Here is a 25,918-nt window from a genome sequence, read left to right as displayed (position 1 = left end):
GGACCAGCGGGGGGCAGGTCACTGAACGTGGCTTATCGACCTGAGTGTCAAGTTTGGGACTCTCAGGCACATTCGCAATCTTGCCGTTCTCCTGAGCGTACTTGAGAGCCTTTCGGATCGTGATGATGTGTTTCTTCTGGGTGGACACAGCCAAGGGGCTTTTCCGGTTCCCGTTGACCGTGGCGATGTACGATCTCATCACAGCAGTTGTCAGAGCTTTGACGTCGTAGTTGCCCAACTGAGCCAGAATGCCGTCCTCTGCACGTTTGAGCAGCACCCAGTCGTCCTTGTGCGATTTGGGTATCATCCGTGCGTAATACTCGAAGGAGTCATCCGTGTTGGCTTTGGCGATGTGCTGGTTCGCAGCTTGTAGATAATCGTCCTTCCACTCACGCGCGACGGTCGTGGCATCGAGCCTCTTGGTCTCCCCTGTACTCTTCACGACGTACTTGTTTTTGCGGCGATCCCACAGGCGTGCCATCCAGTAACGGCTGCGACCTGTCTTGTAGATCGTAAGGCCCTTTTCTACGGTTTTTTGTGCGTATGCTGATTTAAGGTCACGGCAGAAATCCTGTGAAAAACCTACCGCAACTCACGGATTCACGCTGCGGCTACCGTCTGCATACAGCGGAAAAAACTTAGACACAACTCTCAGACACATCCGTATAACTTGTTGTTTTTACAGCATCGTCACTGGATTGCAAATCCGTGTACACCGGTTCGATTCCGGTACTCGCCTCCACCTCAGTTCCCTAAGTTCCGTGACACCCCAACGCGCTGCAGCCGCACAGGCCGCACGCGCGCTGCGCCGCTTCGAACCACCCCGGCGGCAAGGCGGCCGCCAAGGGGGTTCTGCAAGTGATACCCGCTACAGCTAGCTCTTCAGCCGGAACCGCTGGATCTTGCCGGTCTCCGTCTTCGGCAGCGCGCCGGTGAACACCACCGAGCGCGGATACTTGTACGGCGCGATCACCGCCTTCACGTGGTCCTGCAGCTGCTTGACCAGTTCCTCCGACGGCACCTGCCCTTCGGCCAGCACCACATGCGCCTGCACGATCTCGCCGCGGGCCTCGTCCGGGGCACCGACCACGGCGCATTCCGCCACCGCCTCATGCGCCAAGAGCGCCGCCTCCACTTCCGGCCCGGCAATATTGTAGCCGGCCGAGACAATCATGTCGTCGTTGCGCGCGGCGAAATGGAGATAGCCGTCCGCATCCTGGATGAAGCTGTCGCCGGTGATGTTCCAGCCGTCCTTCACGTAATCCGCCTGGCGGCTGTCCGCCAGATAGCGGCAGCCGGTCGGCCCCTTCACCGCCAGCCGCCCGGCCTCGCCGCGCGGGGCCTCGTTGCCGTCTGCATCCAGCACCTTCACCTGATAACCGCTCACCGGCTTGCCGGTGCAGGCCGGGCGGTGGTCGCTGAACCGGTTGGTGATGAAGATATGCAAGAGCTCCGTCGCGCCGATCCCGTCCAGCATCGGTTTGCCGGTTTTCTCCATCCACTCCTGATATACCGGCGCAGGCAGCGTCTCGCCAGCGGAGACCGCGGCCCGCAGCGACGACAGATCCGCCCCCTCCTCCATCGCCCGCAGCATCACCCGGTAGGCAGTCGGCGCGGTAAAGCAGACCGTTGCCTTGTATTTCTCGATGATCTCGATGAGGTTCGGCGGCGAAGCGTTTTCCAGAAGCGTTGCCGCCGCGCCAAACCGCAAGGGAAAGATCGCCAGCCCGCCCAGGCCAAAGGTGAAGGCCAGCGGCGGCGAGCCGACAAACACATCCTCCGGCTTCACATCCAGCACTTCGCGGGCATAGCCGTCTGCGATAATCAGCAGATCGCGGTGGAAATGCATCGTCGCTTTGGGCGATCCGGTGGTGCCGGAGGTAAAGCCCAGCAAGGCCACATCATCGCGGCCGGTTTTAACCGCCTGATAGGTCACCGGTTTTTCCAGCGCCAGCCGGTCCAGTTCCGCATCGTGGTTGGAGGTGCCGTCAAAGCCCACAACCGTCTTCAGGAACTTCGACTCCTTGGCGCAGGCCACCAGCTCATCCTTCAGACGGGTATCGCACAGGGCGTGCGACACCTCGGCCTTGTCGACGATCTTGGCCAGCTCCCCCTTGCGCAGCAGCGGCATGGTGTTGACCACCACCGCGCCCGCCTTGGTCGCCGCCAGCCAGCAGGCCACCATGGCGGGGTTGTTGGCCGAGCGGATCAGCACCCGGTTGCCGGGCTTCACGCCCAGGTCTTCGCTCAGCACATGCGCCAGCCGGTTGGTCCAGTCGGCCAGCTCTTTGTAGGTGCGGTAGCGGCCGTTGCCGATCAGCGCGGTATGGTCGCCAAAGCCCTTCTCCACCATCGCATCAGTCAGTTCGACTGCCGCGTTCAGGTACTCTGGGTACTCGAAGCCCTCCAGCAGGAACTCCGGCCACTGGTCCGCCGGCGGCAGGTTGTCCCGGGTGAATGTGTCTACATGGGCCGTTGGTCCCAGCATCTCAATTCCCTCCCTGAAAGGCACCCAGCGTCTGGCGCGCGATCACCACCCGCTGCACGTCCGAGGCCCCCTCGTAAATGCGCAAGGCCCGGATATCGCGGTACAGCTCCTCCACTTTCTGCCCCCTGCGCACACCGTCGCCGCCATGCAGCTGCACCGCCTTGTCGATGACCTGCTGCGCCTGATCGGTGGAGAACAGCTTGGCCATCGCTGCCTCCCGCGTGACCCGCGCGGCACCGGAATCCTTGGCCCAGGCGGCGCGGTAGACCAACAGCGCGCTGGCATCCACATCCAGCGCCATGTCGGCGATATGGCCCTGCACCATCTGCAACTCAAACAGCGGCGCGCCCTGCACCGTGCGTTCGCTCACCCGCTGCAGCGCCTCGTCCAGCGCCCGGCGGGCAAAGCCCAGCGCCGCCGCCGCCACAGTGGAGCGGAAGACATCCAGCACCGACATCGCAATCTTGAAGCCCGCGCCGGGCTGGCCCAGCAAGGCAGACTTCGGAATGCGGCAGTCAGTGAACCGCAGCGTCGCCAGCGGATGCGGCGCGATCACCTGCTGGCGTTCCGACACCTCGAACCCGGGCAAGCCCGCGGGCACGATAAAGGCCGACAGCCCCTTGGCCCCCGGCGCCTCGCCGGTGCGGGCAAACAGCGTGTAAACATCGGCAATCCCGCCGTTGGAGATCCAGGTCTTCTCGCCATTCAGCACATAATGGTCGCCATCCAGAGTGGCGGTCATGGTGGAATTCGCCACATCCGACCCTGACTGCGGCTCGGTCAGGGCAAAGGCCGAAATCGCCTTGCCCGCCCGCGTCAGCGGCAGCCATTCCGCCTGGTGCTCCGGGGTGCCGAACAGCGAGATCGCCCCCGTCCCCAGCCCCTGCATGGCAAAGGCGAAATCGGCCAGCCCGTCATGGCGCGCCAGCGTCTCGCGGATCAGGCACAGCGTGCGCACATCCAAGGTCTCACCGGCTTCGGCACCGCTGTGCCGGGTCCAGCCCGCCGCACCCAGCGCCGCCACCAGAGACCGGCAGGCCGCATCCGTGTCCGAATGATCAATCCCGCCCAGATGCGCCCCGGCCCACTCATCCAGCTCCGCCGCCAGGGCACGGTGCCGGTCCTCAAAGAACGGCCAGGTTAGAAAGCTCTTGTCCGCCATCCGCGTTTCCTCCCGCTGAACAGGCTGCCGCCCGTTTCATCTTTCCCAAAATACTCCCGCCGGAGGCACCTGCACCCTCCTCCGGCGCAGGCTCCAGCGGTGTCACGGCTCAGTCGCCTTCAAACAGCGGCTTTTCCTTCTTCACGAAGGCATGATAGGCGCGTTCGAAATCCGCAGTCTGCATGCAGATCGCCTGCGCCTGGGCCTCCGCCTCGATCGCCTGTTCGATCGACATCGACCATTCCTGCGCCAGCATGGTCTTGGTCATCATATGCCCGAAGTTCGGCCCCGCCGCGATCCGCTCCGCCCAGCTCTGCGCTTCAGCTGCCAATTCATCTGCCGCAACCAGCTTGTTGTGAAAGCCCCAGGCGTGGCCCTCCTCGGCGCTCATAGACCGCCCGGTATACAGCAGCTCCGCCGCCCGGCCCTGGCCGATGATCCGCGGCAGGATTGCGCAGGCGCCCATGTCGCAGCCCGCCAAACCGACCCGGGTGAACAGGAACGCGGTCTTCGCCTCCGGCGTCGCGATCCGGATGTCCGAGGCCATGGCGATGATCGCGCCCGCGCCGACGCAGATCCCGTCAATCGCCGCAATCACCGGCTTGCCGCAGGTCACCATCGCCTTGACCAGATCGCCGGTCATCCGGGTGAACGCCAGCAGCTCCTTCATGCTCATCTTCGTCAGCGGCCCGATGATATCATGCACATCGCCGCCAGAGCAGAAGTTGCCGCCGTTGGAGGCAAAGACCACCGCCTTGACCGTATCGTCATACTGCAGATCCCGGAACCAGTCGCGCAGCTCCGCGTAGCTGTCGAAGGTCAGCGGGTTCTTGCGCTCCGGCCGGTCCAGCGAGACGGTTGCCACCCCGTCTTCGATCCGGCACAGGAAGTGTTTCGGGTCCTTGTTCAGCATCACGCCTTGCCTCCGTTTTCCAGACGCCGCGCCACCGCGTCCAGGCTTTCTGTTATTCTCTGCGCCTCATCCGCGGTCAGCCCGTCAAAGGCCGCATTGATCCAGCCTTCATGCGCGTCCGCCTGCCGGGCAAACTCCGCCTTGCCCGCTGGCGTCAGCCGCACCAGGTTGGCGCGCCGGTCGCCCTCGACCTTCTCGCGCAGCACATGGCCGTCCTCGACCAGCCGCTCGACAATGCCCGTCACATTGCCGTTGGAGACTTTCAGAACCCCCGACAGCTCGCTCATCTTCAGGCCTTTATCGTGCTGCATCAGCGCCGCCATCACGTCGAACCGCGGCAGCGTGGTGGAGAAATCGCGGCGCAGGTTTTCCCGCACTTCGCTCTCCACCGCCTTGGTGGCTTTCAGCACCTTCAGCCACAGCCGCAGCCGGTCTTTCGAAGTTGTGCTCAAATCTCCCCTCCCGAAATCGGCAGCGCGCTGCCGTTGACTGACCCCGCGCCTGCGCTGGCCAGCCACAGCGCCGCCTCTGCGACTTCTTCCGGCTGGATGAAGCGGTCCTGCGGGTTGCCCCGGCGCAGGGACTTCGCCGCCTGCTCCGCTGTCATGCCGGTCTTGGCCACGATATTGTCCAGCGATCTTTGCAGCAGCGGCGTTTCAATGAAACCCGGGCAGATCGCATTCACCGTCACACCCGTTTTCGCCAGCTCCACCGCCAGCGCCCGGGTCAGGCCCACAACCCCGTGTTTTGCGGCGCAATAGCCCGAGACATAAGGGTAGCCCTTCAGCCCGGCGGTGGAGGCCACGGCAATCAGACGCCCCCAGCCCTGCGCCTTCATCCCCGGCAAACAGGCCTGCCACAGGTTAAAAACACCGGTCAGATTGACCGACAGCGCCGCCTCGAAATCCGCCGGGGTCATCCGCTCAAAGGGTTTGGAGGGCGCAGCACCGGCATTGGCCAGCGCAATGCTGACCGGCCCGTTGGCCTCAGCCGCCTTGGCCAAAGCGGTATCCAGCGCCGCCCTGTCCGTCACATCGCACACAGCGGGAAAGGCGCCCGTGCGGTCCGCCACCTCCTGCAACGGCTCCATGCGGCGGCCCAGGATTGTGACCCTGGCACCGCCCGCGGCAAACCGCGCCGCAAGCTCGGCGCCGACGCCGGAGCCGCCGCCAGAGATCACCGCATGTCTGCCGTCCACGCTCATGCCCGGATCACCTCCGCCTCGCGGTCCGCCAGCCGCCACAGCTGATCGCGGCCCGCGTGATAGGGCAGCGGCCACTCGCCATGCCGGTCGCCGATCCGCGCGGCCTCGTGCAGCGTCCAATAGGGATCAGCCAGATGCGGACGCCCGACGCAGACCAGATCCGCCCGCCCCGCCATCAGGATCGAATTGGCATGGTCCGCCTCATAGATGTTGCCAACCGCCATCGTGGCAATCCCGGCCTCGTTGCGGATGCGGTCGGAAAACGGCGTCTGGAACATCCGCCCATAAACCGGCTGCGCATCAGTCGAAGTCTGCCCGGCAGAGACGTCAATGATATCGGCACCGGCGGCGGTGAAGGCCTTGGCGATCTCCACCGCCTCCTCCGGCGTAACACCTTCATCGCCCACCCAGTCGTTGGCGGAGATCCTGACCGACATCGGCTTGTCTTCCGGCCAGACCGCGCGCATCGCCTGGAACACCTCCAGCGGGTAGCGCAGGCGGTTTTCGAGTGAACCGCCGTACTCATCCTCCCGGATGTTCGATTTTGGCGAGATGAACGAGGAGATCAGATAGCCATGCGCCGCATGAAGTTCGATCATGTCAAACCCTGCGCGCTCCGCCATCTGCGCGGCAGCCACGAATTCCGCCTTGATGGCGTCCATTTCATCCCGCGCGATCTGCCGCGGGGCCGGGTTGTTGTCCGACCACGGGATCGCCGAGGCCGAGACCGTCTCCCAGTTCCCCTCCGGCAGCGGCGCGTCCATTTCCTCCCAGCCCAGCTGGGTCGAGCCCTTGCGGCCCGAATGGCCGATCTGGCAGCAGATTTTCGCGCTGGTTTCACCGTGGACGAAATCCGTCAGCCGCTTCCACGCCGCCTCATGCTCCGGCGCATAGAGGCCCGGGCAACCGGGCGTGATCCGCCCCTCCGCCGACACACAGGTCATTTCGGTGTAAACCAGCGCCGCCCCGCCCTTGGCGCGCTCGCCGTAATGGATCAGGTGCCAGTCCGTGGGGCTGCCATCCACCGCCTTGTACTGCGCCATGGGGGAGACCACGATGCGGTTCTTCAGCTCCATACCACGCAAGGCATAGGGCGCGAACATCGGCGGCCGCACCGGCGCATCCGCAGGCGCGCCCGCCTTGTCCTGAAACCACTTCTCGGCACTTTGCAGCCATTCCGCATCCCGCAGGCGCAGGTTTTCGTGGGAAATCCGCTGCGAGCGGGTCAGCAGCGAATAATTGAACTGCACCGGATCCATGTCCAGATAGCGCTCGACCTCCTCGAACCACTCCAAGGAATTGCGCGCCGCCGATTGCAGCCGCAGCACATCCAGCCGCCGCTCTTCCTGATAGCGCTCAAAGGCGCGCTCCAGCGACGGTTCGGTGCTGACCAGCTCCGCCAGCGCAATCGCGCTGTCAAAGGCCAGCCGCGACCCCGACCCGATCGAAAAATGCGCCGTAGCCGACGCATCGCCCAGCAGCACAACATTCTCATGATGCCACTTCTCGCAGAGCACCCGCGGGAAGTTGATCCACACCGCCGCCCCGCGCAGATGCGCCGCGTTCGACATCAGCGCGTGACCGTCCAGATGATCGGCAAAGATCTCCTCGCAGGTGCGGACGATCTCCTCCTTGCTCATGCCCTCAAACCCCCAGGCTTCCCAGGTCTCGGCAGAGCATTCGACGATCACCGTGGCGGTATCGGCGTCGAACTGATAGGCGTGGATCCACATCCAGCCGTGCTTGGTCTTCTCGAAGATGAAGGTGAAGGCATCATCGAATTTCTGATGCGTGCCCAGCCAGATGAACTTGCAAGGCCGCACATCGATTTCCGGTTTAAAATGCTCCGCGAACTCATTGCGAACACTGGAATTCAAGCCGTCGCAGGCGACGACCAGATCGTATTCTTTCTGATATTCGGCCGCGGTCTTGGCAACGGTTTCAAACTGCAGGTTCACGCCCAGTTCCCGCGCCCGGTCCTGCAGCAGCAGAAGCATCTTCTTGCGCCCGATCCCGGCAAAGCCGTGGCCGCCCGACACCGTGCGGGTGCCGTCATGGACAACCGCAATGTCGTCCCAATAGGCAAAGCTCTCCCGGATTGCCGCTGCGCTTTTGGGGTCGTTTGCACTCAGGTTCTCCAGCGCGTCATCCGACAGCACCACGCCCCAGCCAAAGGTGTCATCCGCCTTGTTGCGCTCGACCACCGTGACCTCCGCCTCCGGCTGGCGCAGTTTCATCGAGATCGCAAAGTAGAGGCCGGCAGGCCCTCCCCCCAGACAGACGACTTTCATGACCATCCCCTCCCGCTCAGCGCTGTTTACGGCGATCAGGATAAGGGGGTCCGGAAAAACTTCAAGCCTAAAGTTTTAAGCTTGAAGCAAATCGCCGCAAGAAGCTCCTGCGCCCCGGATGCCAGGCCGCTCCAAGAAAGCTAAGCGCAATGGCACTTCGTCCGGGCGGTACGGCCAGACCGGCCCGCCACACAGCCCGGCGCGGATCACAGCCCCCGCAGGTACTCCATCACCGCCGGGCGCACCGCCTGGTCGCCGCGGTGGCGGGCGTCAGCGATGATCTTGCGCAACTCGCCCAGATCCACCCGCAGCAGCAGCGATTTCACGGGCCCGATCGAGGCCGGGCGCATCGACAGCGTGCGGATGCCCATCGCAGCCAGGCAGACCGCCTCCACCGGGCGCCCCGCATCCTCGCCGCAGAAGCTCAGCGGCGTGCCTGAGATGGCGCAGCGTTCGACAATCCGCTCAATGAAGCTCAGGAAGCTGACGTTCAGCGTGTCATAGCGGCGGCGCACCCGTTCATTCTCGCGGTCGGCCGCAAAGAAGAACTGCTTCAGATCGTTGCCGCCGATCGAGATAAACGCCACCTCGTCAAAGAACTTCTGCGGCGCATAGGCCAGCGACGGCGTCTCCAGCATCGCGCCCACTTCCAGATCGGAAGGCAGAACGTGGCCCAGAATACGCTCGCGCTCGATGGTCTTTTCGACCTCGGCCTTGGCGGCGCGGTATTCCTCGAATTGCGCCACAAAGGGGAACATGACCGACAGCGGCCGCCCTTCGGCGGCGCGCAGCAGCGCCTGCAGCTGCATCCGCATTACCCCGGGCTTGTCCAGCCCGACCCGGATCGCCCGCCAGCCCAGCGCCGGATTCGGCTCATCCGTGGGCTTCATGTAAGGCAGCACCTTGTCCGACCCGATATCCAGCGTGCGGAACACCACCGGCTTGCCGTGCGCCGCATCCAGCACCCGCTTGTACAAGGCTTTCAGCTCCGACCGCTTGGGCATCTGGTTGCGCACCAGGAACTGCAGCTCCGTGCGGAACAGCCCCACCCCCTCGGCGCCGGAGCCGTCCAGCGACGGCAGATCCGCCATCAGGCCCGCATTCATCATCATGTTGATGCGCTGCCCGTCGGTGGTAACCGCGGGCTTGTTGCGGATCGAGGCATAACGCTCCTGCGCCTGAGTGTGCATCGCGATCTTGTCGCGGAAGGCGCCGACGACGGTTTCATCTGGACGCAGATGCACAACGCCCTGGTCGCCGTCCACCATGATGTGGTCGCCATTCAGCGCCTCGGTGGTGATGCGCTTGGCATTCACCACCAGCGGAATCGCCAGCGCCCGCGCGACAATGGCCGCGTGAGAGCCGACGGAGCCCTCCTCCAGCACGATCCCGCGCAGGCCGCGGCCGTATTCCAGCAGGTCGCCCGGGCCGATGTTGCGGGCAATCAGGATCGGGTTCTCCGGCAGCTCCGCGCCCGTATCGGCCCCCTGGCCGGTCAGGATGCGCAGCAGCCGGTTCGACAGGTCGTCCAGATCGCTGAGCCGTTCGCGCAAATAGGCGTCCTGCACTTGGCTCATCCGGGCGCGGGCCTGGGACTGCTCCTTCTCCACCGCCGCCTCGGCGCTCAGGCCGCGGGCGATGTCCTCTTCCATCCGCCGCATCCAGCCCTTGGAATTGGCGAACATCCTATAGGCTTCAAGAACCTGCAGCTGCTCCTTGTCGCCGTTGCGCGACACCTCCAGCATCTTGTCGACACCGACCCGCAGCTCCTCCACCGCATCGTGCAGCCGCTCCAGCTCGCGCTGCGGATCATCGGCAATCGGATTGGTGACAATCACCCGCGGCTCGTGCAGCCAGACATTGCCTTCCGCCGCGCCCTCCTGGGCGGAGGTGCCGTGGATCAGCACCGCCTGCTGGTGCAGCGGCGACAGCGCCGCGCCCTCGCCGACAAAGGCGCCCAGTTCGGTCATCTCGGCGATCACCATCGCCACCACTTCCAGCGCATAAACCGCATCCGAGGAAAACTCGCGCGCTTCCTTGGACTGCACCACCAGCACACCCAGCATCTCGCCCAGCCGCTGAACCGGCACGCCCAGGAAGGAGGAATACCGCTCCTCCCCGGTTTCCGGCATGTAGCGGAAGCCTTTGGCATTGGGCGCGTCCGGCGTGTTCACCACCTTGCCAAAGCGCGCCACCCGGCCCACCAGGCCCTCGCCGATGCGCATCCGGGTCTGGTGCACCGATTCGATGTTCAGGCCCTGGGTCGCGCACAGCTCCAGCGTCTCGTCATCGCGGAACAGGTAGACCGAGCACACCTCGGTCCCCATGCTGTCGGCGATCAGATGGGTGATCTTGTCGAGCCGCGCCTGACCGGCATCATCACTCGCCATCGCCTCGCGCAATCGGCCCAGAAGCTTCCTGCTTTCGGATTCCGTACTATCGGCCATTCTCACCCTCTCCCGAGGTCGTTTCCCCGCACGCTGCCGTCCGACTGCTGTTCCGGAACGGATACCGCCCAGAGTAGTACGCCAGCGCTCTCTCCTCCACCTACTTGTCCCACCCTGAACTGAAAAGTCCAAGTGTTTTTACTGCATTGCCTGCAATCAGAGCAGCGCCTGCCGGGGCTGCGCAGAATACAGCGCGGTGCAGCCCAGACACAACAAAGGCGCCGGAAGGGCGCCCTTGCAGTGAGTCGGTTCTCAGGTCAGGATCAGCGCTCAGCCGGTTTTATGCAGCTCAAACGCATCATGCAGCGCCTGCACGGCCAGCTCCATGTACTTGCGGTCGATCAGCACCGAAATCTTGATTTCCGAGGTGGTGATCACCTTGATGTTGATGCCCTCGTCCGACAGCACCTTGAACATCTTCGCCGCCACGCCGGACTGCGAACGCATACCGATGCCGACCACCGACACCTTGGCCACATTCCGGTCGGCCAGCAGCTCGGCATAGTTCAGCTCGCCCTTTTCCTTGATCGCCAGCAGCGCCTGCTCGGCGCGGGCAACCTGATCGGTCGGGCAGGAGAAGGTCATGTCGGTGCGGCCCTCTTCGGAGATATCCTGCACGATCATGTCCACGTTCACGCCCGCGTCGCTCAGCGTGGTAAAGATGGTGGCCGCGATGCCGGGGCGGTCGGCCACCGACTGCACGGTCAGCTTGGCTTCGTCACGGGAATAGGCCACACCGGCCACAACATTGGATTCCATGATTTCCTCCTCGTCGCAGACCAGGGTTCCGGCCTCGTCGGACTGTTCCTCAAAGCTCGACAGAACGCGCAGCTTCACCTTGTAGCGCATTGCCAGTTCGACCGAGCGGGTTTGCAGCACCTTGGCCCCCAGCGAGGCCAGCTCCAGCATCTCTTCAAAGGCGATTTTATCCAGTTTGCGCGCCTTGTCGCAAATCCGCGGGTCGGTGGTATAGACCCCGTCCACGTCGGTGTAGATATCGCAGCGCTCAGCCTCGAACGCGGCGGCAAACGCCACTGCCGTGGTGTCCGAGCCGCCCCGGCCCAGGGTGGTGATCCGCCCCTCGGGGCTGATGCCCTGGAACCCGGCGACGACGGCCACCTTCATGCCTTCGGCAAACTTGGCGCGGATGTTTTCCGGCGGGATCTCCTCGATCCGGGCCTGGCTGTGCGCCGAATTGGTCTTGAGCGGCACCTGCCAGCCCTGCCAGCTGCGCGCCGGAACATCCATCTCTTGCAGCGTCAGCGCCATCAGGCCCGCGGTCACGTTCTCGCCCGAGGACACCACGGCGTCATATTCGCGCGCGTCATACAGCGGCGAGGTCTCGTCAACCCAGCCCACCAGCTCATTGGTCTTGCCGGACATGGCAGAGACGATGACGATCACGTCATAGCCCTTGGCCACTTCAACGCCGACGCGTTTGGCGGCGCGGCGGATGCGGTCCAGGTTGGCGACAGAAGTGCCGCCGAATTTCATCACAAGTACGGGCATATGGAACGGGTCTCCCTGCGCTTGCGGGTTTCGGTCCCGAGCCTCATATGCGAGCGGCCCTGCAAGGGCAAGAGCGCGCAGGCCCATCCGGCAAGGAAGCTGCGGCTGAACCGCCCCCTCCGGCGCGGCAAAGCGCCACAACCGCCGGTTTGCGCAATTTCTGCCAATCCGCAGGCCTTCAGCCGCGCCAGAACCGCACCGTCAGAATGGCATAGACCGCCATCAGCTCCAGCCGCCCGATCAGCATTGCCGCGCTCAGGATCCATTTCGCCGGGTCGTTGAGGGTCGAGAAGTTCCCGGCAGGCCCGATGGTATCGCCGAGACCCGGGCCGATGTTGGCCACCGCAGTGGCCGCCCCCGACACCGCGGTGACGAAGTCCAGCCCCGTCAGCGCCAGCGCCCAGGCCACCACGCCCAATGTGACCACGAAGAACATGAAGAAGGAGATCACCGAGCTCAGCACTTCAGCGTCCACCGGGCGCCCGTCATAGCGGGTGATGAACACCCCGTGCGGCGACCGGATGCGCTGGATCTGGTTGCGGATCGAGGCAAACAGCAGCTGATAGCGGAAGATCTTGACCGAACAGGCGGTGGACCCCGCGCAGCCGCCGATCAGCCCGGTGAAAAAGAAGATCATCACCAGAAAGCTGCCCCATTGCATGTAATCGGCACTGGCATAGCCGGTGCCGGACATGATCGAGGTGATGTTGAACAGGGCCGAGCGCAGCGCTTCCTCGCCGCCGTGCGGGCGCGCGTAATACAGCACCCCCGCGGCGATCGCGACCAGCAGCCCCAGCGTCATCATGAAGCCGCGGATCTGGCTATCGAGCAGCATCGGCGTGCCATGGCCGTTGATCAGCTGCACATAGCGCACGAACGGCAGCGCCGCGAGGATCATGAAGACGGACGCGGCATATTCCACCGGCCCGGCAAAGGCGCCGAAGGACGCATCGTAATTGGCAAAGCCGCCGGTGGCGATGGTGGTCATCGAATGCACCAGCGCATCGAACGGCCCCATGCCCATCACCATGTAGACCAGCATGCAGACCAGCGTCAGCGACACGTAGATCAGCGAGATCTGCTTGGCGATCGCCTGCGCGCGCGGCAGGATTTTGCCAAAGGTGTCAAAGCTTTCGGATTTAAAGATCTGCATCCCCCCGACCCGCAGCTCGGGCAAGAACACCATCGCAACCACAATGATGCCGATACCGCCCAGCCACTGCAGGATACCGCGCCACAAAAGCAGCCCGCGCGGCAGATCATCCAGCCCCGAAATCACCGTCGATCCGGTGGTGGTCAGCCCCGACATCGCCTCAAAAAAGGCATCGACAAACCGCAGCTCGGTGGCTCCCAGCATCAGCGGCACCGCCCCGAACAACGGCAGCGCCAGCCAGACCGTCGTGGTCAGAAGGAAGGTCTGGCGGATGCTCAGCCCCTCCTTCACCCCGTTGGCGCAGCTCAGCGCCAGCAGGCCGCCCACCAGGATGGTGAACACTGCGCTTTCGAGAAACACATGCCATTCGCCGCGGCCGTCCAGCAGGTCGACCAGCAGCGGGAACACCATCATGGCTCCCAAGATGACGACCAGCAGGCCGATGACATACCCTACCGGGCGGAGATCCAACATGCGGCGCAGCGTTGGCCCCCCGCGCGGTAAGTGTCAAGTGTGCGGCGCTATTCGCCGCGGCCGCTTTTGCCCGCGGCGTTGCGCTGCGGCATCTTCGGCGGTGAGGACGGCTGGCGCGGCCGCTTCGCAGAACCGGATTGGGCTGCCTCTGCCTTGGCAGGAGCTTGCGCCTCCGCGGCTGGGGCTTTTGCCTCGGGTGCTTTGGCCTCTGCTGCTTTCACCTCAGGCGCCTTTGCTGCCGGCGCCTTTGTTTCTGGCACCTTTGCTTCAGCCGCCTTTGCCTCCGGCGCCTTTGCCTCCGGCGCCTTTGCGTCAGGCGTTTTTGCTTCAGGCGCCGCGGCCTTTGCTTCAGCTGCCTTTACCTCCTGCGCCTTTGCCTCAGCGGCCTTTGCTTGCGGCGCTGCGGCAGGTGCTGCGGCGGGCTTGGCCGCGGGTGTATCTTCCGCCTTGGCGGCCTGTTCCGGCGCGCTCTTGCGGGCGGAGGAGGCGCGGAACACCGCAGGCGCCTCTTTCATTCCGGCTCCGGCAGCCGGTCCGTCTTGCTTGGCGGCCTGTTTGTCCTCTGCCGCTTTGGCGGGCTGCGCCGCGGCCGGTTTTGCCTGCTCCGGCTTCGCCGCCGTATTTGCCGCCGCTGCACGGACCGGGGCCTTTCGCGCGGCAGGCTTGCGGGTTGCGGTCTTGCGGGCCGCTTTCCGGGCCGTCTTGGCAGCCGGTGCCTTGCGGGGCGCCGCCTTGACTGCGGCTTCCGCCTCGGGCGCGGCTGCGGTGTCCGCCTTCACGTCCGCTTTGGCCGCCGGTGCGGTCTCCGCGGCTGCCGGGTTTGCCCCCATCAGCCGCCGTTGCGCCTCAAGCATTGAATGCGCCATCCGCATCTGCTCATAGGGGGCCTGCAGCGCGGCCTCTGCCGCCTGGCGCCACAGCTTCAGCTGCATACCGGCTGCAAAGCCGGCCCATTCATGCGCCCGGGCCGTGAAACCGGCAATATGGTGAAAGCTCGTCATCTGATACTCCTCAAGTCCTGCACTGGCCTCGCGCCGGGTCTGCGTTGCGATCTCCGGGCAAAGGTAACGGGGAGCGGCCGCCGGTTCAGCACCGGGCCGGGTACAGCAGAATCCGGGCCGTCAATTGCAGACACCTGCGCACAAGCTCCCCTGCCCCCGGCAGGATAACCGGGGGATTCGCAAGGCAGGCTAACATGCGTTTCTGCGCAGCGGCATAAATTTTGCGGCAATGCAGAAAATGCCGCGCCGCAGGGCCGATTCAGGCGGAAACCTGCCTGCACAACAGGCAGGCCCGCGTCCGGCTCAGCCGTGGTGGATCAGGGTCGCGAACAGTTTCGGGTCCAGGCTCATCGCCTTGAACAGCGGGCCCTGGGTCAGCACGCTGACGGCATCATGGCTGTGCAGGCTCTCCTGATGGCTGGCCACCACCCGGAAATCGCCGATCCGGGGATCGCCCTGCAGCGCCTCGCAAAACAGCCGCGCCGCATCCTCGACAAAGATCGGGTTGGCAGCGTTCAGCTCTGCAAAGGCCTGCTCGTCCTCGCGCTTCACCATCACCTGGGTCTCGGTCGGCACCGCCTTGCGGCACAGCTCGATCAGGTCCTCGAACCACAGGCACTGGCTGCCCGGCACCGACTGCACCGAAATCCGCGCGACAGAGCGCTGCGAATGCGGCGTCGCCAGCTGGCCGCGCGCCTGGCGGGCGTGCTCCGACAACTCCAGCGAGCATGGGCAGGTCGAGGAATAGACATAGTCCAGGTGCATGATCTTCTCGCGCACCCCGTCGTGGTCCACCAGCTCCAGCGCAAAGTCGTAATACTGGTAGCCGCTGAGGCCCGAGCGCAGGCTTTCCACCCTTGCAGGGAAGGAAAACCGCATCTGGATGCGCGCATCCGGGCTGTCCAGATCGCTCAGGTAGTCATCCAGCGCTCTGGCCATGACCTCGAAGCTGAACGTGCGCTCCGCATGTTTGTAGAAAGTGCGCATGATCCGGGACATATTGATGCCCTTCTTGCCCGCATCCAGGGACACGGTGCCGGTCACACTGGTTTCCAGCGTCAGATCGCCGTCGTCGCGGGTATGAAAGCGGATCGGCAGGCGGAAGTTGGAGATCCCCACGTGCTGGATCTGCTCCTTCGCACCGCGGATCAGGCTGGTCGGCCCGTTCTGCAAATCAGGCAGCGTCGCGCGGTAGGCGTCGTCGGATTTGAAATCCTCGGGGTAGGTCCGCGACAGATCCGGATAATTGCCCACCTCGCGGCCCGGCAGCAGCCGCGCCACAGCAGGATCCAGCTCGGCAATCTCGGTCTCGGTCACGGTGCCGGCCCAGGCCCGCAGCACATCCAGCGCGGCGGCAGCTGCCTCGCGGTCCGGCGCCTCAGCAGCGTCGCGGTTGTGAATGTTCATCGGCGTTTCCCCCAAGTGATACGGCCCATATAGGGTGCGGCAGGCCACCCTCATATACTGTTACGCGGCAATTATCAAAACGGATCCGCCATTTGCGGCAGAACCGGCGCCTTAACGGACCCCCAACGCCTCAGCAAGCGCGCTCAACCGCCGCGAACGCGACTTGTAATGGGCCGTGACCAGGACATAGGGCCGCGCCATCTCCAGCGCCGGGCCGGGCAGCCGGTGCAGCCTGCCCGCGCGGATTTCGCCGCCCGCCACCTGCTCCGGCAGCAGCGCAATGCCCAGTCCCGCCTGCACCAGCGACACCACAGAAGGCACCGATTGTCCTATGACCGCAGAAGAGAGGTCTTGGCGTTCAATCCCGTGCTGCGTAAAATACGCCCGCCAGCCCGGAACCGACGATATCGTCTCGCCCCAGGCAACCTCGACCAGCGGCGCGCTGCGCATATCGGCCTGCGGGTCCGCCCCGACGGGCACCAGCCGGTCCTTGAACAGCACCTGCGTGCGGTGCTCGGGATGCTCACCGCCATAGGTCAGCCGGGCATCAATGCCCTCAGCCTCCAGATCAATCCTGTCATCCTCGATTCTAAGCCGCACCGGCACATCGGGCCGCGCCTGCGCAAACAGCTTCAGCCGCTCCGGCAGCCACAGCTGCGCCAGCGCCGGCGTGGCCGAAATCACCAGCGGACGCCGGGTGCCGCCCTCGGTCAGCGCCTCGGTAAAGCTCGCTATCTCCGCCAGCGAGACCGCGGCCCGCTGATAGTAGTCCCGCCCCGCATCGGTCAGCCGCACCTGATTGGCGCGGCGGGTGAACAGCGTCAGCCCCAGCCACTCCTCCAGGTTCTTGACCTGCATCGACACCGCCGCCGAACTCACTCCCAGCTCCGCCCCCGCAGCCGAAAAGCTCCCGGTCCGGGCGGCGCACTCAAAGGCGCGCAGGGCATTGAGCGGCGGCAGTTTCATGGCCGCACAGTGCAAGTTTTTCTTATGCTCGCCAAGATATTTTACAGTGGTCAGCCCCCCGCCCCGCGCGCAGGCTTGGGAAAAGCCCAAAGCCCCCCAAGGAACACCCCATGCGCGGCATTCTTGATCTCGACCGTTACCCGCTCGACCGCCCCGCCAGCCCGGAATGGCAGGTGCTGGTGGACCGCTGCCGCGCCGAACTGGCCCGTGACGGCATGTTCAGCCTCGGCGGGCTGATGAAGCCGGAGGTGGCGCAAGCCGCCGCCGACGCGCTGAAAGGCAAGTTTGAGACCGAAAGCTTCCACCATAAGCGCGCCCACAACATCTATTTCAAGGACCGTGTCGAGGGGCTGGCGCCGGACCACCCGGCGCTGCAGAAGGTCGAGACCTCGAACTTCACCCTCTGCGCCGACCAGTTCCCCGGCTCGCCGGTTCTGCGGCTTTACGACTGGCCGCCCTTTGCGGAGTTCCTGGCAGCGACGATGGACAAGCCCGCGCTTTACACCATGGACGACCCGCTGGCGCGGCTGAACATCATGTCCTACGGGGCGGAGCAGGCGCTGAACTGGCACTTCGACCGTTCCGAATTCACCACCACTATGCTGCTGCAAGCGCCCGAGGCAGGCGGCGAATTCATCTACAGCCCTGAGCTGCGCAGTGACGGCGACCCGAATTACGCGGGCGTCGAGCGGCTGCTGCGGGGGGAGGACCCCAACATGCGTTCGATCACCCTGGCCCCCGGCACTCTGAACATTTTCCGCGGCAAGAACTCGCCCCACCGTGTGGGTACGGTCAAAGGCGGAAAGACGCGGGTGATCGCTGTCTTCACCTTCTACGAACGCCCCGGCGTGCGCTTCACCGACGCGGAAAACATCGGCTTCTACGGCCGCGCCTCCTGACCCGAATGCGCCGAAAAGAGAGAGGGGGCTGTCTGCCCCCTCTTGAGCCTTCCGGCTCAATTCACCCCCGAGAGTATTTCGAGAAAGATGAAAGTCTGCCGGATCTCAGGCCTGCGCGGCCTCCAGCGCGGCCTTGATGTCAGCGATCAGGTCGTCGGCATCCTCCAGCCCGACCGAGAAGCGCACCAGGCCGGGCGTGATGCCCAGCTCCGCCTTCAGTGCATCGCTCAGGCGCTGGTGGGTGGTGGTCGCCGGGTGGGTGGCGATCGACTTGGCATCGCCCAGATTGTTGGAAATCACCGGGATGGTCAGCGCGTTCAGGAACTTGAACGCCGCCGCCTTGCCGCCCTTCAGGTCCAGCGACAACACGGTGCCGCCCTTGCCGCCCAGCTGGCTCTGCACCAGCGCGTTCTGCGCATGGCCTTTCAGCCCCGGATAGATGGTGCGCTCCAGCGCCGGATGGCCGTCCAGCGCCTCGGCAATCTTCAGCGCGGTCTCAGCTTGCGCGTTGACCCGCAGCGACAGGGTCTCCAGCCCCTTCAGCATCACCCAGGCATTGAACGGGCTGAGCGACCCGCCGGTGTGCTTCATATAGGGTTCCAGCGTGCCGCGGATGTAGTCTTTGGTGCCCAGCACCACCCCGCCCAGCGCCCGGCCCTGGCCGTCGATATGCTTGGTCGCGGAATAGATCACCACATCGGCGCCCTGCTGGATCGCGTTGGAGAACACCGGGGTCGAGAACACGTTGTCCACCACCACCGTGGCGCCAGCGGAATGGGCGATCTCCGCCACTGCCTTGATGTCGATCACCTCCAGCGTCGGGTTCGACATGCTCTCGAAGAACACCGCCCTGGTGTCCGGGCGCACGGCGGCCTTCCAGGCGTCAAGGTCGGTGCCGTCAATGAACGTCACCTCCACTCCGAAGCGGCCAAGCACATCCGCCAGGATATAGTTGCAGGAGCCGAACAGCGCCTTGGCCGAGACGATGTGATCGCCCGCCTTCACCAGCGAGGTCAGCGCGCCGTTGACCGCCGCCATGCCGGAGGCGGTGGCAAAGGCGTCCTCGGCCCCTTCCAGCGCCGCGATGCGCTTTTCGAACATATCGACGGTCGGGTTGCCGTAGCGGGCATAGATGAACTCATCCGGGCCGGTCTCGATGAACCGCGCTTCTGCCTGCTCGGCAGTCTCGTAGACAAAGCCCTGGGTCAGAAAGATCGCTTCGCTGACCTCGTTGTACTGGCTGCGGCGGGTGCCTGCATGCACCAGCTTGGTGCGGCTGTTCCAGGTGTCGCTCATCTTCAGTCTCCTCGCGCCCATAGCGCACAAAAAACCCCCAATCGGCCAAGCGAAAGGGGGTCCTTCACGTCCTGACCTCTTTAGCGGGATTGTTTAACGTGGCCCGCAATCCGGTAACAAATCGCCACGATGTGATGCAGCGGCTTTACGCATCTTGCGGGATTCGGTCAAGCGGCTGGATCCCCGCACGCCACCCGCCAGGGTCACAGCGATGTGAGCGCTAATGCCCCTTGCCCGGCCCCGCGCCCCATGCTCCTGTGGCCGGGCATACAGACGGAGGCACGCGATGCAGGACCCCATCCGGCTCTTCTACTGGCCGACACCAAATGGCTGGAAAATCTCCATCGCGCTGGAGGAGATGGGCCTGCCTTATGACGTCACCCTGATCGACATCGGCAAGGGCGACCAGTTCGCGCCGGAGTTCCTGAAGATCTCCCCCAACAACCGGATGCCCGCGATCATTGACCCAGACGGGCCGGACGGCGCGCCGGTCTCGCTGTTCGAAAGCGGCGCCATCCTCCAGTACCTCGCCCGCAAGACCGGGCAGTTCTACGGCAGCGGCGAACGCGCAAGGCTCAAGGTGGATCAATGGCTGATGTGGCAGATGGGCGGCGTCGGCCCGATGGCGGGCCAGGCGCATCACTTCCTGAAATACGCGCCCGAAGATATCCCCTACGCCAAGGACCGCTACCGCAGCGAGGTCGCCCGCCTCTATGGCGTTTTGGACCGGCAGCTGGCGGAGAACGAATATGTGGCGGGAGCGGACTGTACGATTGCCGACATGGCCATCTGGCCCTGGGCGTCCTTATGGGAGGGCCAGCAGCAGACCCTGGAGGACAAGCCGCATCTGGCCCGCTGGCTGGATCTGATGTGGTCGCGCCCCGGCGTGGTGGCGGGCCGGGCGCTGCACGCGGACCTGCGGGCGGACAGGTCGGACAGCAAGGCGCAGCAGGTGATATTCGGGCAAGGCCGGTAGACCGCGCAACCGCAGCGCACCGCAGGTGCGCTGCCCGGCCCAAGGCTTTGCGCCGCATCTTTGATGCGGGGCAAAGGCGCGGGAGCCCGCCGCTGCCGCCGGGGGTTACTCCGCCGGGCCGGCCTCTTCCTCGTCGCTGTATTTCTGGAACAGCTGCCCCTGCAGCATGAAGAAGGCAAACATCGCCACCGGCAGGCCGAAGGTCTTGAAATAAACCCAGGTCTCGGTGCTCTGGCTGCGCCAGATCAGCTCATTCGCCACCGCCAGGCCAAAGAAGAACGCGCACAGCCGCCGGGTCAGGATCATCCAGCCCTCCTGCTTCAAGGGCATCAGCTCCTCCATCACCACCTTGAGCCAGCTTTGCCCGCGCATCAGCCCCAGCCCCAGCAATCCGCCGAACAGCAGATACAGCATAGTCGGCTTCATCTTGATGAACCGGTCGTCGTTGAACCACACCGACATGCCGCCAAACAGCACCACCAGAATGAGCGTGGCAAACTGCATCCGCGACAGATGCCCCGTCAGCTTCCACAGCGCGAGCGTGGACGCCACCATCAGCGGAATGAAGGCCGCGGTGATGACGATGAAGCCCTTGTATTCGCTGCCGCCGATCAGAAACACCTCATCCTTCAGCTTCAGATAGCCGATGAAGAACAGAACCACGGGTCCCAGTTCCAGCACCATCTTCAGGGTCGGGTTGATCTTCTTTGCGGCCATGGGGCCTCCTCAATGCTCTCGCGGCGGTCTCAGCCGCCCATTTCCACTATCACGGCGCCCAGGGCGATCAAAGCCATCAAGGCGATCCGCCGCGGCCCCACGGTTTCCTTCAGCACCAGCCAGCCGATAAGGGCGGCAAACACGGTGGAGGTCTCGCGCAGCACCGCCGCCTCCCCCACCTTGTCCAGCCGCGTCGCCAGCATGATGGCCCCAAAGGAGGCAAAGGCCACCAGCCCGCCAAAGACCCCCCGGACCATCAGCGGCCCCGGTGCGGGCGGTTCCGCCATGCTGCGCCAGCGGGTGAAGGCAATCACCGGAAACACCAGCCCGTCGATCATGAAAAACCACGCCAGGAAGGTGAACGGATCCGCCGTCGCCCGGATGCCATAGGCGTCATATGTGGTGTAGGCGGCCACAAACAACCCGGTCACAACCGCCAGCCCCAGCGCAATCCCCAGCGTGTCGCGGTTCACCGTCAGGTAGCGGTAGTTGTATCCCGCAAGGCCAAAGATCCCCGCCAACAGCACCGCCACCCCCAGCCACTGCACGAGGGTGAACACCTCGCCGAACAGAAAGAAGGAGCCGATCACCGTGAACAGCGGCCCGGTCCCGCGCACCACCGGGTAGACCACGGTATAGCTGCCCTTGGTATAGGCCAGCGCCTGAAACAGCTTGTAGAAGACGTGGATCACCCAGGCGACGGCAAAGATCAGCCACATATGCGGCTCCGGCCAGGGCACCACGAACAGCGCAAAGGGGGCTGCCATCACGCAATAGGAGAAGTCGATCGCCCCGCGCGACAGCCAGGGGTCATGCCGCCCCTTTTGCAGCGCCCCGAACACCGCATGCAGAAAAGCCGCCCAGATCGCCAGGAACAGCGCCGCCTGATGCCCGGCCTCAGTGCCTTCCAGGGAGATCAGCCAATCGCTCAAATCAAATGCCTTTGCGCGGGAGGAAAGCGCCGGGGGCTCTGCCCCCGGACCCCCGGGATATTTTCAGCCAGATGAATAAAGGATCAGGATTTTTCAAGGCCGGTGAGCGCCGCGGCAAACTCTTCCGGATCGAAAGGGGCCAGATCGTCGATTTGCTCGCCCACCCCGATGGCGTGGATCGGCAGGCCGAACTTGTCGGCCAGCGCCACCAGAACGCCGCCCTTGGCGGTGCCGTCCAGCTTGGTCATCACCAGGCCGGAGACATCGGCCAGCTGCTGGAAGGTGCCGACCTGGCTCAGCGCGTTCTGGCCGGTGGTGGCGTCCAGCACCAGCAGGGTATTGTGCGGCGCGGTCTCGTCCTTCTTGCGGATCACCCGGACGATCTTGGCCAGCTCCTCCATCAGGTCGGCGCGGTTCTGCAGCCGGCCTGCGGTGTCGATCATCAAAAGGTCTGCACCGTCCTCCTGTGCCTTGGTCATTGCATCAAACGCCAGCGACGCAGGATCGGAGCCTTCCGGCGCTGTCAGCACCGGCACGCCGGCCCGGTCGCCCCAGACCTGCAGCTGTTCTACGGCAGCCGCGCGGAAGGTGTCGCCCGCAGCAATCACCACCTTCTTGCCTGCGCCCTTGAACTGGCTGGCCAGCTTGCCGATGGTTGTGGTCTTGCCGGAGCCGTTGACCCCCACGACCAGCACCACCTGCGGGCGCTTGGCATAGATCGGCAAGGGCTTTGCGACCGGTTCCATGATGCGCGCGACTTCCTGCGCCAGCAGTTCCTTGATCTCGCGGCTGGAGACCTTCTTGCCCATCCGGCCCTCGGCCAGGTTGGCGGTCACCCGCAGCGCGGTATCCACGCCCATGTCAGCGGCGATCAGCAGCTCTTCCAGCTGCTCCAGCATGTCGTCATCCAGCGCCCGGCGCGGCTCGGCAGCGGCGGTGCCGCGGCCCATCAGACGGCCCAAAAGGCCCGGCGATTTTTTCTCAGGCTCCGCTCCCGCCTGCGGCGCAGGTTCGCGGGCCGCTGCCGGCTCCGGCGCGGGCGCAGGTTCGGGCGCAGGCTCCGGCTCGGCCACAGGGTCAGGCTGCAGAACCGGCGCCGGGGCGGGCTGCTCCGGCGTCACCGCCGGGGCCGCTGCCAGGGCCTCCGCCGCCTCATCCGCAGCGCTCTGCGCGCCCTCCTCGACAATCGCATCGAGCCCCTGCTCGAGCTTGGAGGAGGATTTGAACAGCCGCTCCTTGAGCTTTGAGAAAAACGCCATCTTGGTCTCCGCAAAAGGGTCTGCCCCCCACCTAATGCGGATTGGGCCGGAGTGCAAAGCGCAACGCGCCGCGGACCTCAGGAAAATGCCGCCAGAAAGCCCGCTTGCGCCCCCCAGTAAAGCGGCCAGACCGCATAGGGCGTGATCCGGCGCAGCGCATGATCCTCCGGCAAGACAAAGGTCTCCGCCGCCAGCACCATGTCCGACAGCATGAAGGCCGCGGCCGCGGCAATGACCCAGGTGCCGAACGGCAGCGTCAGCGCCGCCGCCCCCATGCCGAGGATGATCGGGATATAAGCCAGCACCGGTCCCTTCAGCGCACCCGCCCGCGGCGCCAGAACGCGCGCCATCGCCAGCCCCAGCAGCAGCAGAGCCGCCGCGATGATTGCCCCCGGCATCTGCAGCAGCCGCGCCGGATCGCTGTCACCGTGCGTCAGGAACAGCACCGCATAGGCCAGATGCCCGGCGGCAAAGGCGCCGACGCCCGCCATGAACGCGGCCTCGCCGTCGCGCGACAGGAACAGATCGCCCAGCGCGCAGAGCCCCAGCGCCAGGGCTAGCAGCCAGGGCGCCCCCGCCAGCACCGCCGCCAGCGCCAGCAAAGCGACCGATGCCGTTTTCAGCACACTGCGCAGCAAACCGGGCGGCTGCGCTGCCATGGCCAGATAAACCAAAGCGCATGCCGCAGCCCCTGCCCATAGCATCAGTTCCGCCGCCATGTCCTGCCCCCCTTCGATTTTCCGCCACTCTGTCCCCGCAGGGCGCGCGCCGTCAAAGGTGACCCGGCGGGAGCCTGCGCAGAAACACGCAACGCTTGGCGCCGGCGCCGGTCCTGAGGCACAGTGGCCTCATGCGCTCCTTGATGATTCTCCTGCTGGCAGCCCTGCCCGCCCCGCTGGCGGCAGGCGAGCCGCTTGGCGCCGCGGAATTCGACCGCTACACCCAGGGCCGCACGCTGTTCTATGGCTTTGGCGGCTCCCTCTACGGGGTCGAACGCTACCTGCCGGACCGCCGGGTGATCTGGTCTTTCCTGGACGGCAAATGCCAGGACGGCAGCTGGTACGAGGAAGCGGGCCAGATCTGTTTCATCTATGACAACCGCGATGATCCGCAGTGCTGGACCTTTGAGCTTACCCCCGGCGGGCTGACGGCCCGGTTCGAGGATGATCCAGCCGCGACCGAGCTGTACGAGGCCGAGGACATCGGCGAGGACATGCTGTGCTACGGCCCCGACGTGGGCACCTGAGGCCGCCGCAAATGCCCCGCTAGAGCAGTGAGCCCTGGCCGCCGCCCTTTGCCGGCGGGTTCGGTCCCTCCGTCTTCGGAGCGTCAGCGGCGCCGCCGTCCAGATCCAACGTGCCATCGGCAAATTCGATCTGCAGGGCACCGGCCTTGGCGGCAGCAGCCCGGGTGGTCAGGATCTCATCCCCTGAACGCACCACCGCATAGCCACGTTCCAGCGTCGCCTTGTAGCTCAGGATTTCCAGCTGCCGCCCCGTGGCGGTCAGGGCCTGCCGCTGGCGGTCGATGCGCGCGGCCTGCGCCGCATTCAGACGCTGCACGAGATGCGCAAGCCGGTCCTGCTGCTGCTTCACCTCTCTTTGGATCGGCCGCAGGCTGAGGCGCGAGGACAGGTTCTGCAACCGGTTTCGCCGCCCCTCGACCAGCTGGCGCAGGGTGGCCGGGCGCAAGCTGGCCGCGGTTTCGCTCAGATGCACCCGGCGCCGCTGCACGCCGCTGATCAGCGCGCCGGGCAGCCGGTCGGAAATCCGGTCCAGCCGCTGCCGCGGGGTTTCCAGAAGCGTGTCGGGTTTCGGCAAGGCCCGGGCCAGATCGTTCAGCCGCTGGCGCCTGAGCTGCACCGCCTGCCCCGCAGCCCGGGTCAGCCGCGCGCCCTGGGTCTCCGTCCAGGCCATCAGCTCCAGCCGCACCGGCACCGCCAGCTCCGCCGCCGCGGTTGGGGTCGGCGCCCGGCGGTCGGACACGAAGTCGATGAGCGTGGTGTCCGTCTCATGCCCCACGGCAGAGATCAGCGGGATCTGCGAGGCCGCCGCGGCGCGCGCCACGATCTCCTCGTTGAAGCCCCACAGGTCCTCAATCGAGCCGCCGCCGCGGGCCACGATGATCAGATCGGGCCGCGGCAGCGCGCCGCCCGGCGTCAGCCGGTTGAAGCCCTCGATGGCGCGGGCCACCTCCGGCGCGCAAGTTTTCCCCTGCACCGCCACCGGCCAGACCAGCACCTTGCGCGGAAACCGGTCGCGCAGCCGGTGCAGAATATCGCGGATCACCGCACCCGACGGCGAGGTCACCACCCCGATGATCTGCGGCAGGTAAGGCAGCGGCTTCTTGCGCTCGGGCGCAAACAGGCCCTCCGCCTCCAGCTGCTTCTTGCGCTTTTCCAAGAGCGCCATCAGCGCACCCTGCCCGGCAACCGCAACCTCATCCACGTTCATGTTGTACTTTGACTGCGCGCCAAAGGCCGTCAGGCGGCCGGTGACAACCACCTCAAGCCCTTCCTCCGGCACCACCGACAAGCCGCTGATCTGCCCCTTCCACGTCGTGCAAGCCAGCACCGAGCGGTCATCCTTGATGTCGTAGTACAAATGCCCGGAGCGCGCCTTGAACACCCGCCCCACTTCGCCGCGCACCCGGATGCGGCCGAATGTGCCCTCCAGCGTACGCTTCACCTCGCCGGAAATCTCGGAAACGGTGAACTCCGGGGCGTTCTGCCCAGGCTGAGGATCGTCAAACAGGTCGGACATCGGGGGCTGCTCTCCTGCGGCTTTAGGCCGGTCTTGTTTTGAAGTCGCGCGCAGCATAGAAC

21 protein-coding genes, 1 pseudogene and 1 riboswitch are annotated in these 25,918 nt (G+C 65.1%); of the genes and pseudogenes, 3 read left to right on the top strand and 19 right to left on the bottom strand.

Annotated features, from left to right (window positions below; genetic code table 11):
* The 13 genes and pseudogenes from B2P87_RS00950 to B2P87_RS00890 form a co-directional block, all read right to left on the bottom strand.
* A pseudogene (locus B2P87_RS00950) lies at positions 1-481 on the bottom strand (hypothetical protein); the annotation flags it as partial.
* 393 nt (positions 482-874) lie between these two features.
* Complete coding sequence (locus B2P87_RS00945) at positions 875-2,488, bottom strand: AMP-binding protein (RefSeq protein ID WP_141890767.1); 1,614 nt, start codon at positions 2,486-2,488, stop codon at positions 875-877.
* Between the two features lies 1 nt (position 2,489).
* Complete coding sequence (locus B2P87_RS00940) at positions 2,490-3,650, bottom strand: acyl-CoA dehydrogenase family protein (RefSeq protein WP_141890768.1); 1,161 nt, start codon at positions 3,648-3,650, stop codon at positions 2,490-2,492.
* A gap of 109 nt (positions 3,651-3,759) precedes the next feature.
* The gene (locus tag B2P87_RS00935) at positions 3,760-4,563 is read right to left on the bottom strand and encodes an enoyl-CoA hydratase family protein (protein WP_141892092.1); all 804 of its coding nucleotides are present in this window, start codon (positions 4,561-4,563) and stop codon (positions 3,760-3,762) included.
* Positions 4,563-5,015 (bottom strand): MarR family winged helix-turn-helix transcriptional regulator, encoded by a 453-nt coding sequence (locus tag B2P87_RS00930; RefSeq protein WP_008554157.1) that lies wholly within the window; start codon positions 5,013-5,015, stop codon positions 4,563-4,565. Before B2P87_RS00930 ends, B2P87_RS00935 begins: the two co-directional genes overlap by 1 nt.
* Positions 5,012-5,767 (bottom strand): SDR family NAD(P)-dependent oxidoreductase, encoded by a 756-nt coding sequence (locus tag B2P87_RS00925; RefSeq protein ID WP_141890769.1) that lies wholly within the window; start codon positions 5,765-5,767, stop codon positions 5,012-5,014. The genes B2P87_RS00930 and B2P87_RS00925 overlap by 4 nt, the downstream gene beginning before the upstream one ends.
* Entirely contained in the window at positions 5,764-8,058 is a 2,295-nt protein-coding gene (locus B2P87_RS00920; protein WP_141890770.1) for a bifunctional salicylyl-CoA 5-hydroxylase/oxidoreductase, read from the bottom strand. The genes B2P87_RS00925 and B2P87_RS00920 overlap by 4 nt, the downstream gene beginning before the upstream one ends.
* A 206-nt stretch (positions 8,059-8,264) precedes the next feature.
* Positions 8,265-10,505 carry a phosphoenolpyruvate--protein phosphotransferase gene (ptsP, locus tag B2P87_RS00915; protein ID WP_058285862.1) on the bottom strand — a complete coding sequence of 747 codons (2,241 nt, stop codon included), beginning with the start codon at positions 10,503-10,505 and terminating at the stop codon, positions 8,265-8,267.
* Between the two features lie 270 nt (positions 10,506-10,775).
* A complete protein-coding gene (locus B2P87_RS00910) occupies positions 10,776-12,014 on the bottom strand; it encodes an aspartate kinase (protein ID WP_141890771.1) in 1,239 nt (412 codons plus the stop codon).
* Positions 12,015-12,192: 178 nt separating this feature from the next.
* The gene (locus B2P87_RS00905) at positions 12,193-13,641 is read right to left on the bottom strand and encodes a TrkH family potassium uptake protein (RefSeq protein WP_141890772.1); all 1,449 of its coding nucleotides are present in this window, start codon (positions 13,639-13,641) and stop codon (positions 12,193-12,195) included.
* A 47-nt stretch (positions 13,642-13,688) separates the two neighbouring features.
* Positions 13,689-14,642, bottom strand: a complete 954-nt coding sequence (locus B2P87_RS00900) for a hypothetical protein (protein ID WP_141890773.1) — start codon at positions 14,640-14,642, stop codon at positions 13,689-13,691.
* A gap of 303 nt (positions 14,643-14,945) precedes the next feature.
* Positions 14,946-16,049, bottom strand: a complete 1,104-nt coding sequence (gene folE2 / locus B2P87_RS00895) for a GTP cyclohydrolase FolE2 (protein ID WP_141890774.1) — start codon at positions 16,047-16,049, stop codon at positions 14,946-14,948.
* A 111-nt stretch (positions 16,050-16,160) separates the two neighbouring features.
* Positions 16,161-17,015 (bottom strand): LysR substrate-binding domain-containing protein, encoded by an 855-nt coding sequence (locus tag B2P87_RS00890; RefSeq protein ID WP_141890775.1) that lies wholly within the window; start codon positions 17,013-17,015, stop codon positions 16,161-16,163.
* Positions 17,016-17,125: 110 nt separating this feature from the next.
* Here B2P87_RS00890 and B2P87_RS00885 point away from each other — a divergent pair, with 110 nt between their 5' ends.
* Positions 17,126-17,914, top strand: coding sequence for a HalD/BesD family halogenase (locus tag B2P87_RS00885; RefSeq protein WP_141890776.1), 789 nt, complete (start codon positions 17,126-17,128; stop codon positions 17,912-17,914).
* Positions 17,915-18,019: 105 nt separating this feature from the next.
* Here B2P87_RS00885 and metZ read toward each other — a convergent pair whose 3' ends face one another.
* Positions 18,020-19,210: an O-succinylhomoserine sulfhydrylase gene (metZ, locus tag B2P87_RS00880; protein WP_141890777.1), complete on the bottom strand. Its 1,191-nt coding sequence runs from the start codon at positions 19,208-19,210 to the stop codon at positions 18,020-18,022.
* 59 nt (positions 19,211-19,269) lie between these two features.
* A riboswitch (SAM riboswitch) is annotated at positions 19,270-19,348 on the bottom strand.
* 148 nt (positions 19,349-19,496) lie between these two features.
* Between metZ and B2P87_RS00875 the strand changes: the two genes are divergently transcribed.
* The gene (locus tag B2P87_RS00875; protein WP_141890778.1) at positions 19,497-20,186 is read left to right on the top strand and encodes a glutathione S-transferase N-terminal domain-containing protein; all 690 of its coding nucleotides are present in this window, start codon (positions 19,497-19,499) and stop codon (positions 20,184-20,186) included.
* A 105-nt stretch (positions 20,187-20,291) separates the two neighbouring features.
* Here B2P87_RS00875 and B2P87_RS00870 read toward each other — a convergent pair whose 3' ends face one another.
* The 4 genes from B2P87_RS00870 to B2P87_RS00855 form a co-directional block, all read right to left on the bottom strand.
* On the bottom strand, positions 20,292-20,903 hold the full coding sequence (locus B2P87_RS00870; protein WP_141890779.1) for an inner membrane-spanning protein YciB: 612 nt from the start codon (positions 20,901-20,903) through the stop codon (positions 20,292-20,294).
* Between the two features lie 29 nt (positions 20,904-20,932).
* Positions 20,933-21,835, bottom strand: coding sequence for a DMT family transporter (locus B2P87_RS00865; RefSeq protein ID WP_141890780.1), 903 nt, complete (start codon positions 21,833-21,835; stop codon positions 20,933-20,935).
* 83 nt (positions 21,836-21,918) lie between these two features.
* Positions 21,919-23,094, bottom strand: coding sequence for a signal recognition particle-docking protein FtsY (gene ftsY / locus B2P87_RS00860; RefSeq protein ID WP_141890781.1), 1,176 nt, complete (start codon positions 23,092-23,094; stop codon positions 21,919-21,921).
* A gap of 77 nt (positions 23,095-23,171) precedes the next feature.
* Entirely contained in the window at positions 23,172-23,813 is a 642-nt protein-coding gene (locus tag B2P87_RS00855; RefSeq protein WP_141890782.1) for a lysoplasmalogenase family protein, read from the bottom strand.
* A gap of 131 nt (positions 23,814-23,944) precedes the next feature.
* Here B2P87_RS00855 and B2P87_RS00850 point away from each other — a divergent pair, with 131 nt between their 5' ends.
* Positions 23,945-24,340 carry a hypothetical protein gene (locus B2P87_RS00850; protein ID WP_141890783.1) on the top strand — a complete coding sequence of 132 codons (396 nt, stop codon included), beginning with the start codon at positions 23,945-23,947 and terminating at the stop codon, positions 24,338-24,340.
* A gap of 19 nt (positions 24,341-24,359) precedes the next feature.
* On the opposite strand, the gene xseA is transcribed toward B2P87_RS00850, so the two are convergent.
* A complete protein-coding gene (gene xseA, locus B2P87_RS00845) occupies positions 24,360-25,856 on the bottom strand; it encodes an exodeoxyribonuclease VII large subunit (RefSeq protein ID WP_141890784.1) in 1,497 nt (498 codons plus the stop codon).
* Positions 25,857-25,918 lie beyond the last annotated feature (62 nt).

This window comes from Leisingera sp. UBA4491 (assembly GCF_002388965.1).
Classification (GTDB): Bacteria; Pseudomonadota; Alphaproteobacteria; order Rhodobacterales; family Rhodobacteraceae; genus Leisingera; species Leisingera aquaemixtae.
Note: the sequence above shows the minus strand (reverse complement) of the source record. Positions and strands in the feature narration are given on the sequence as shown.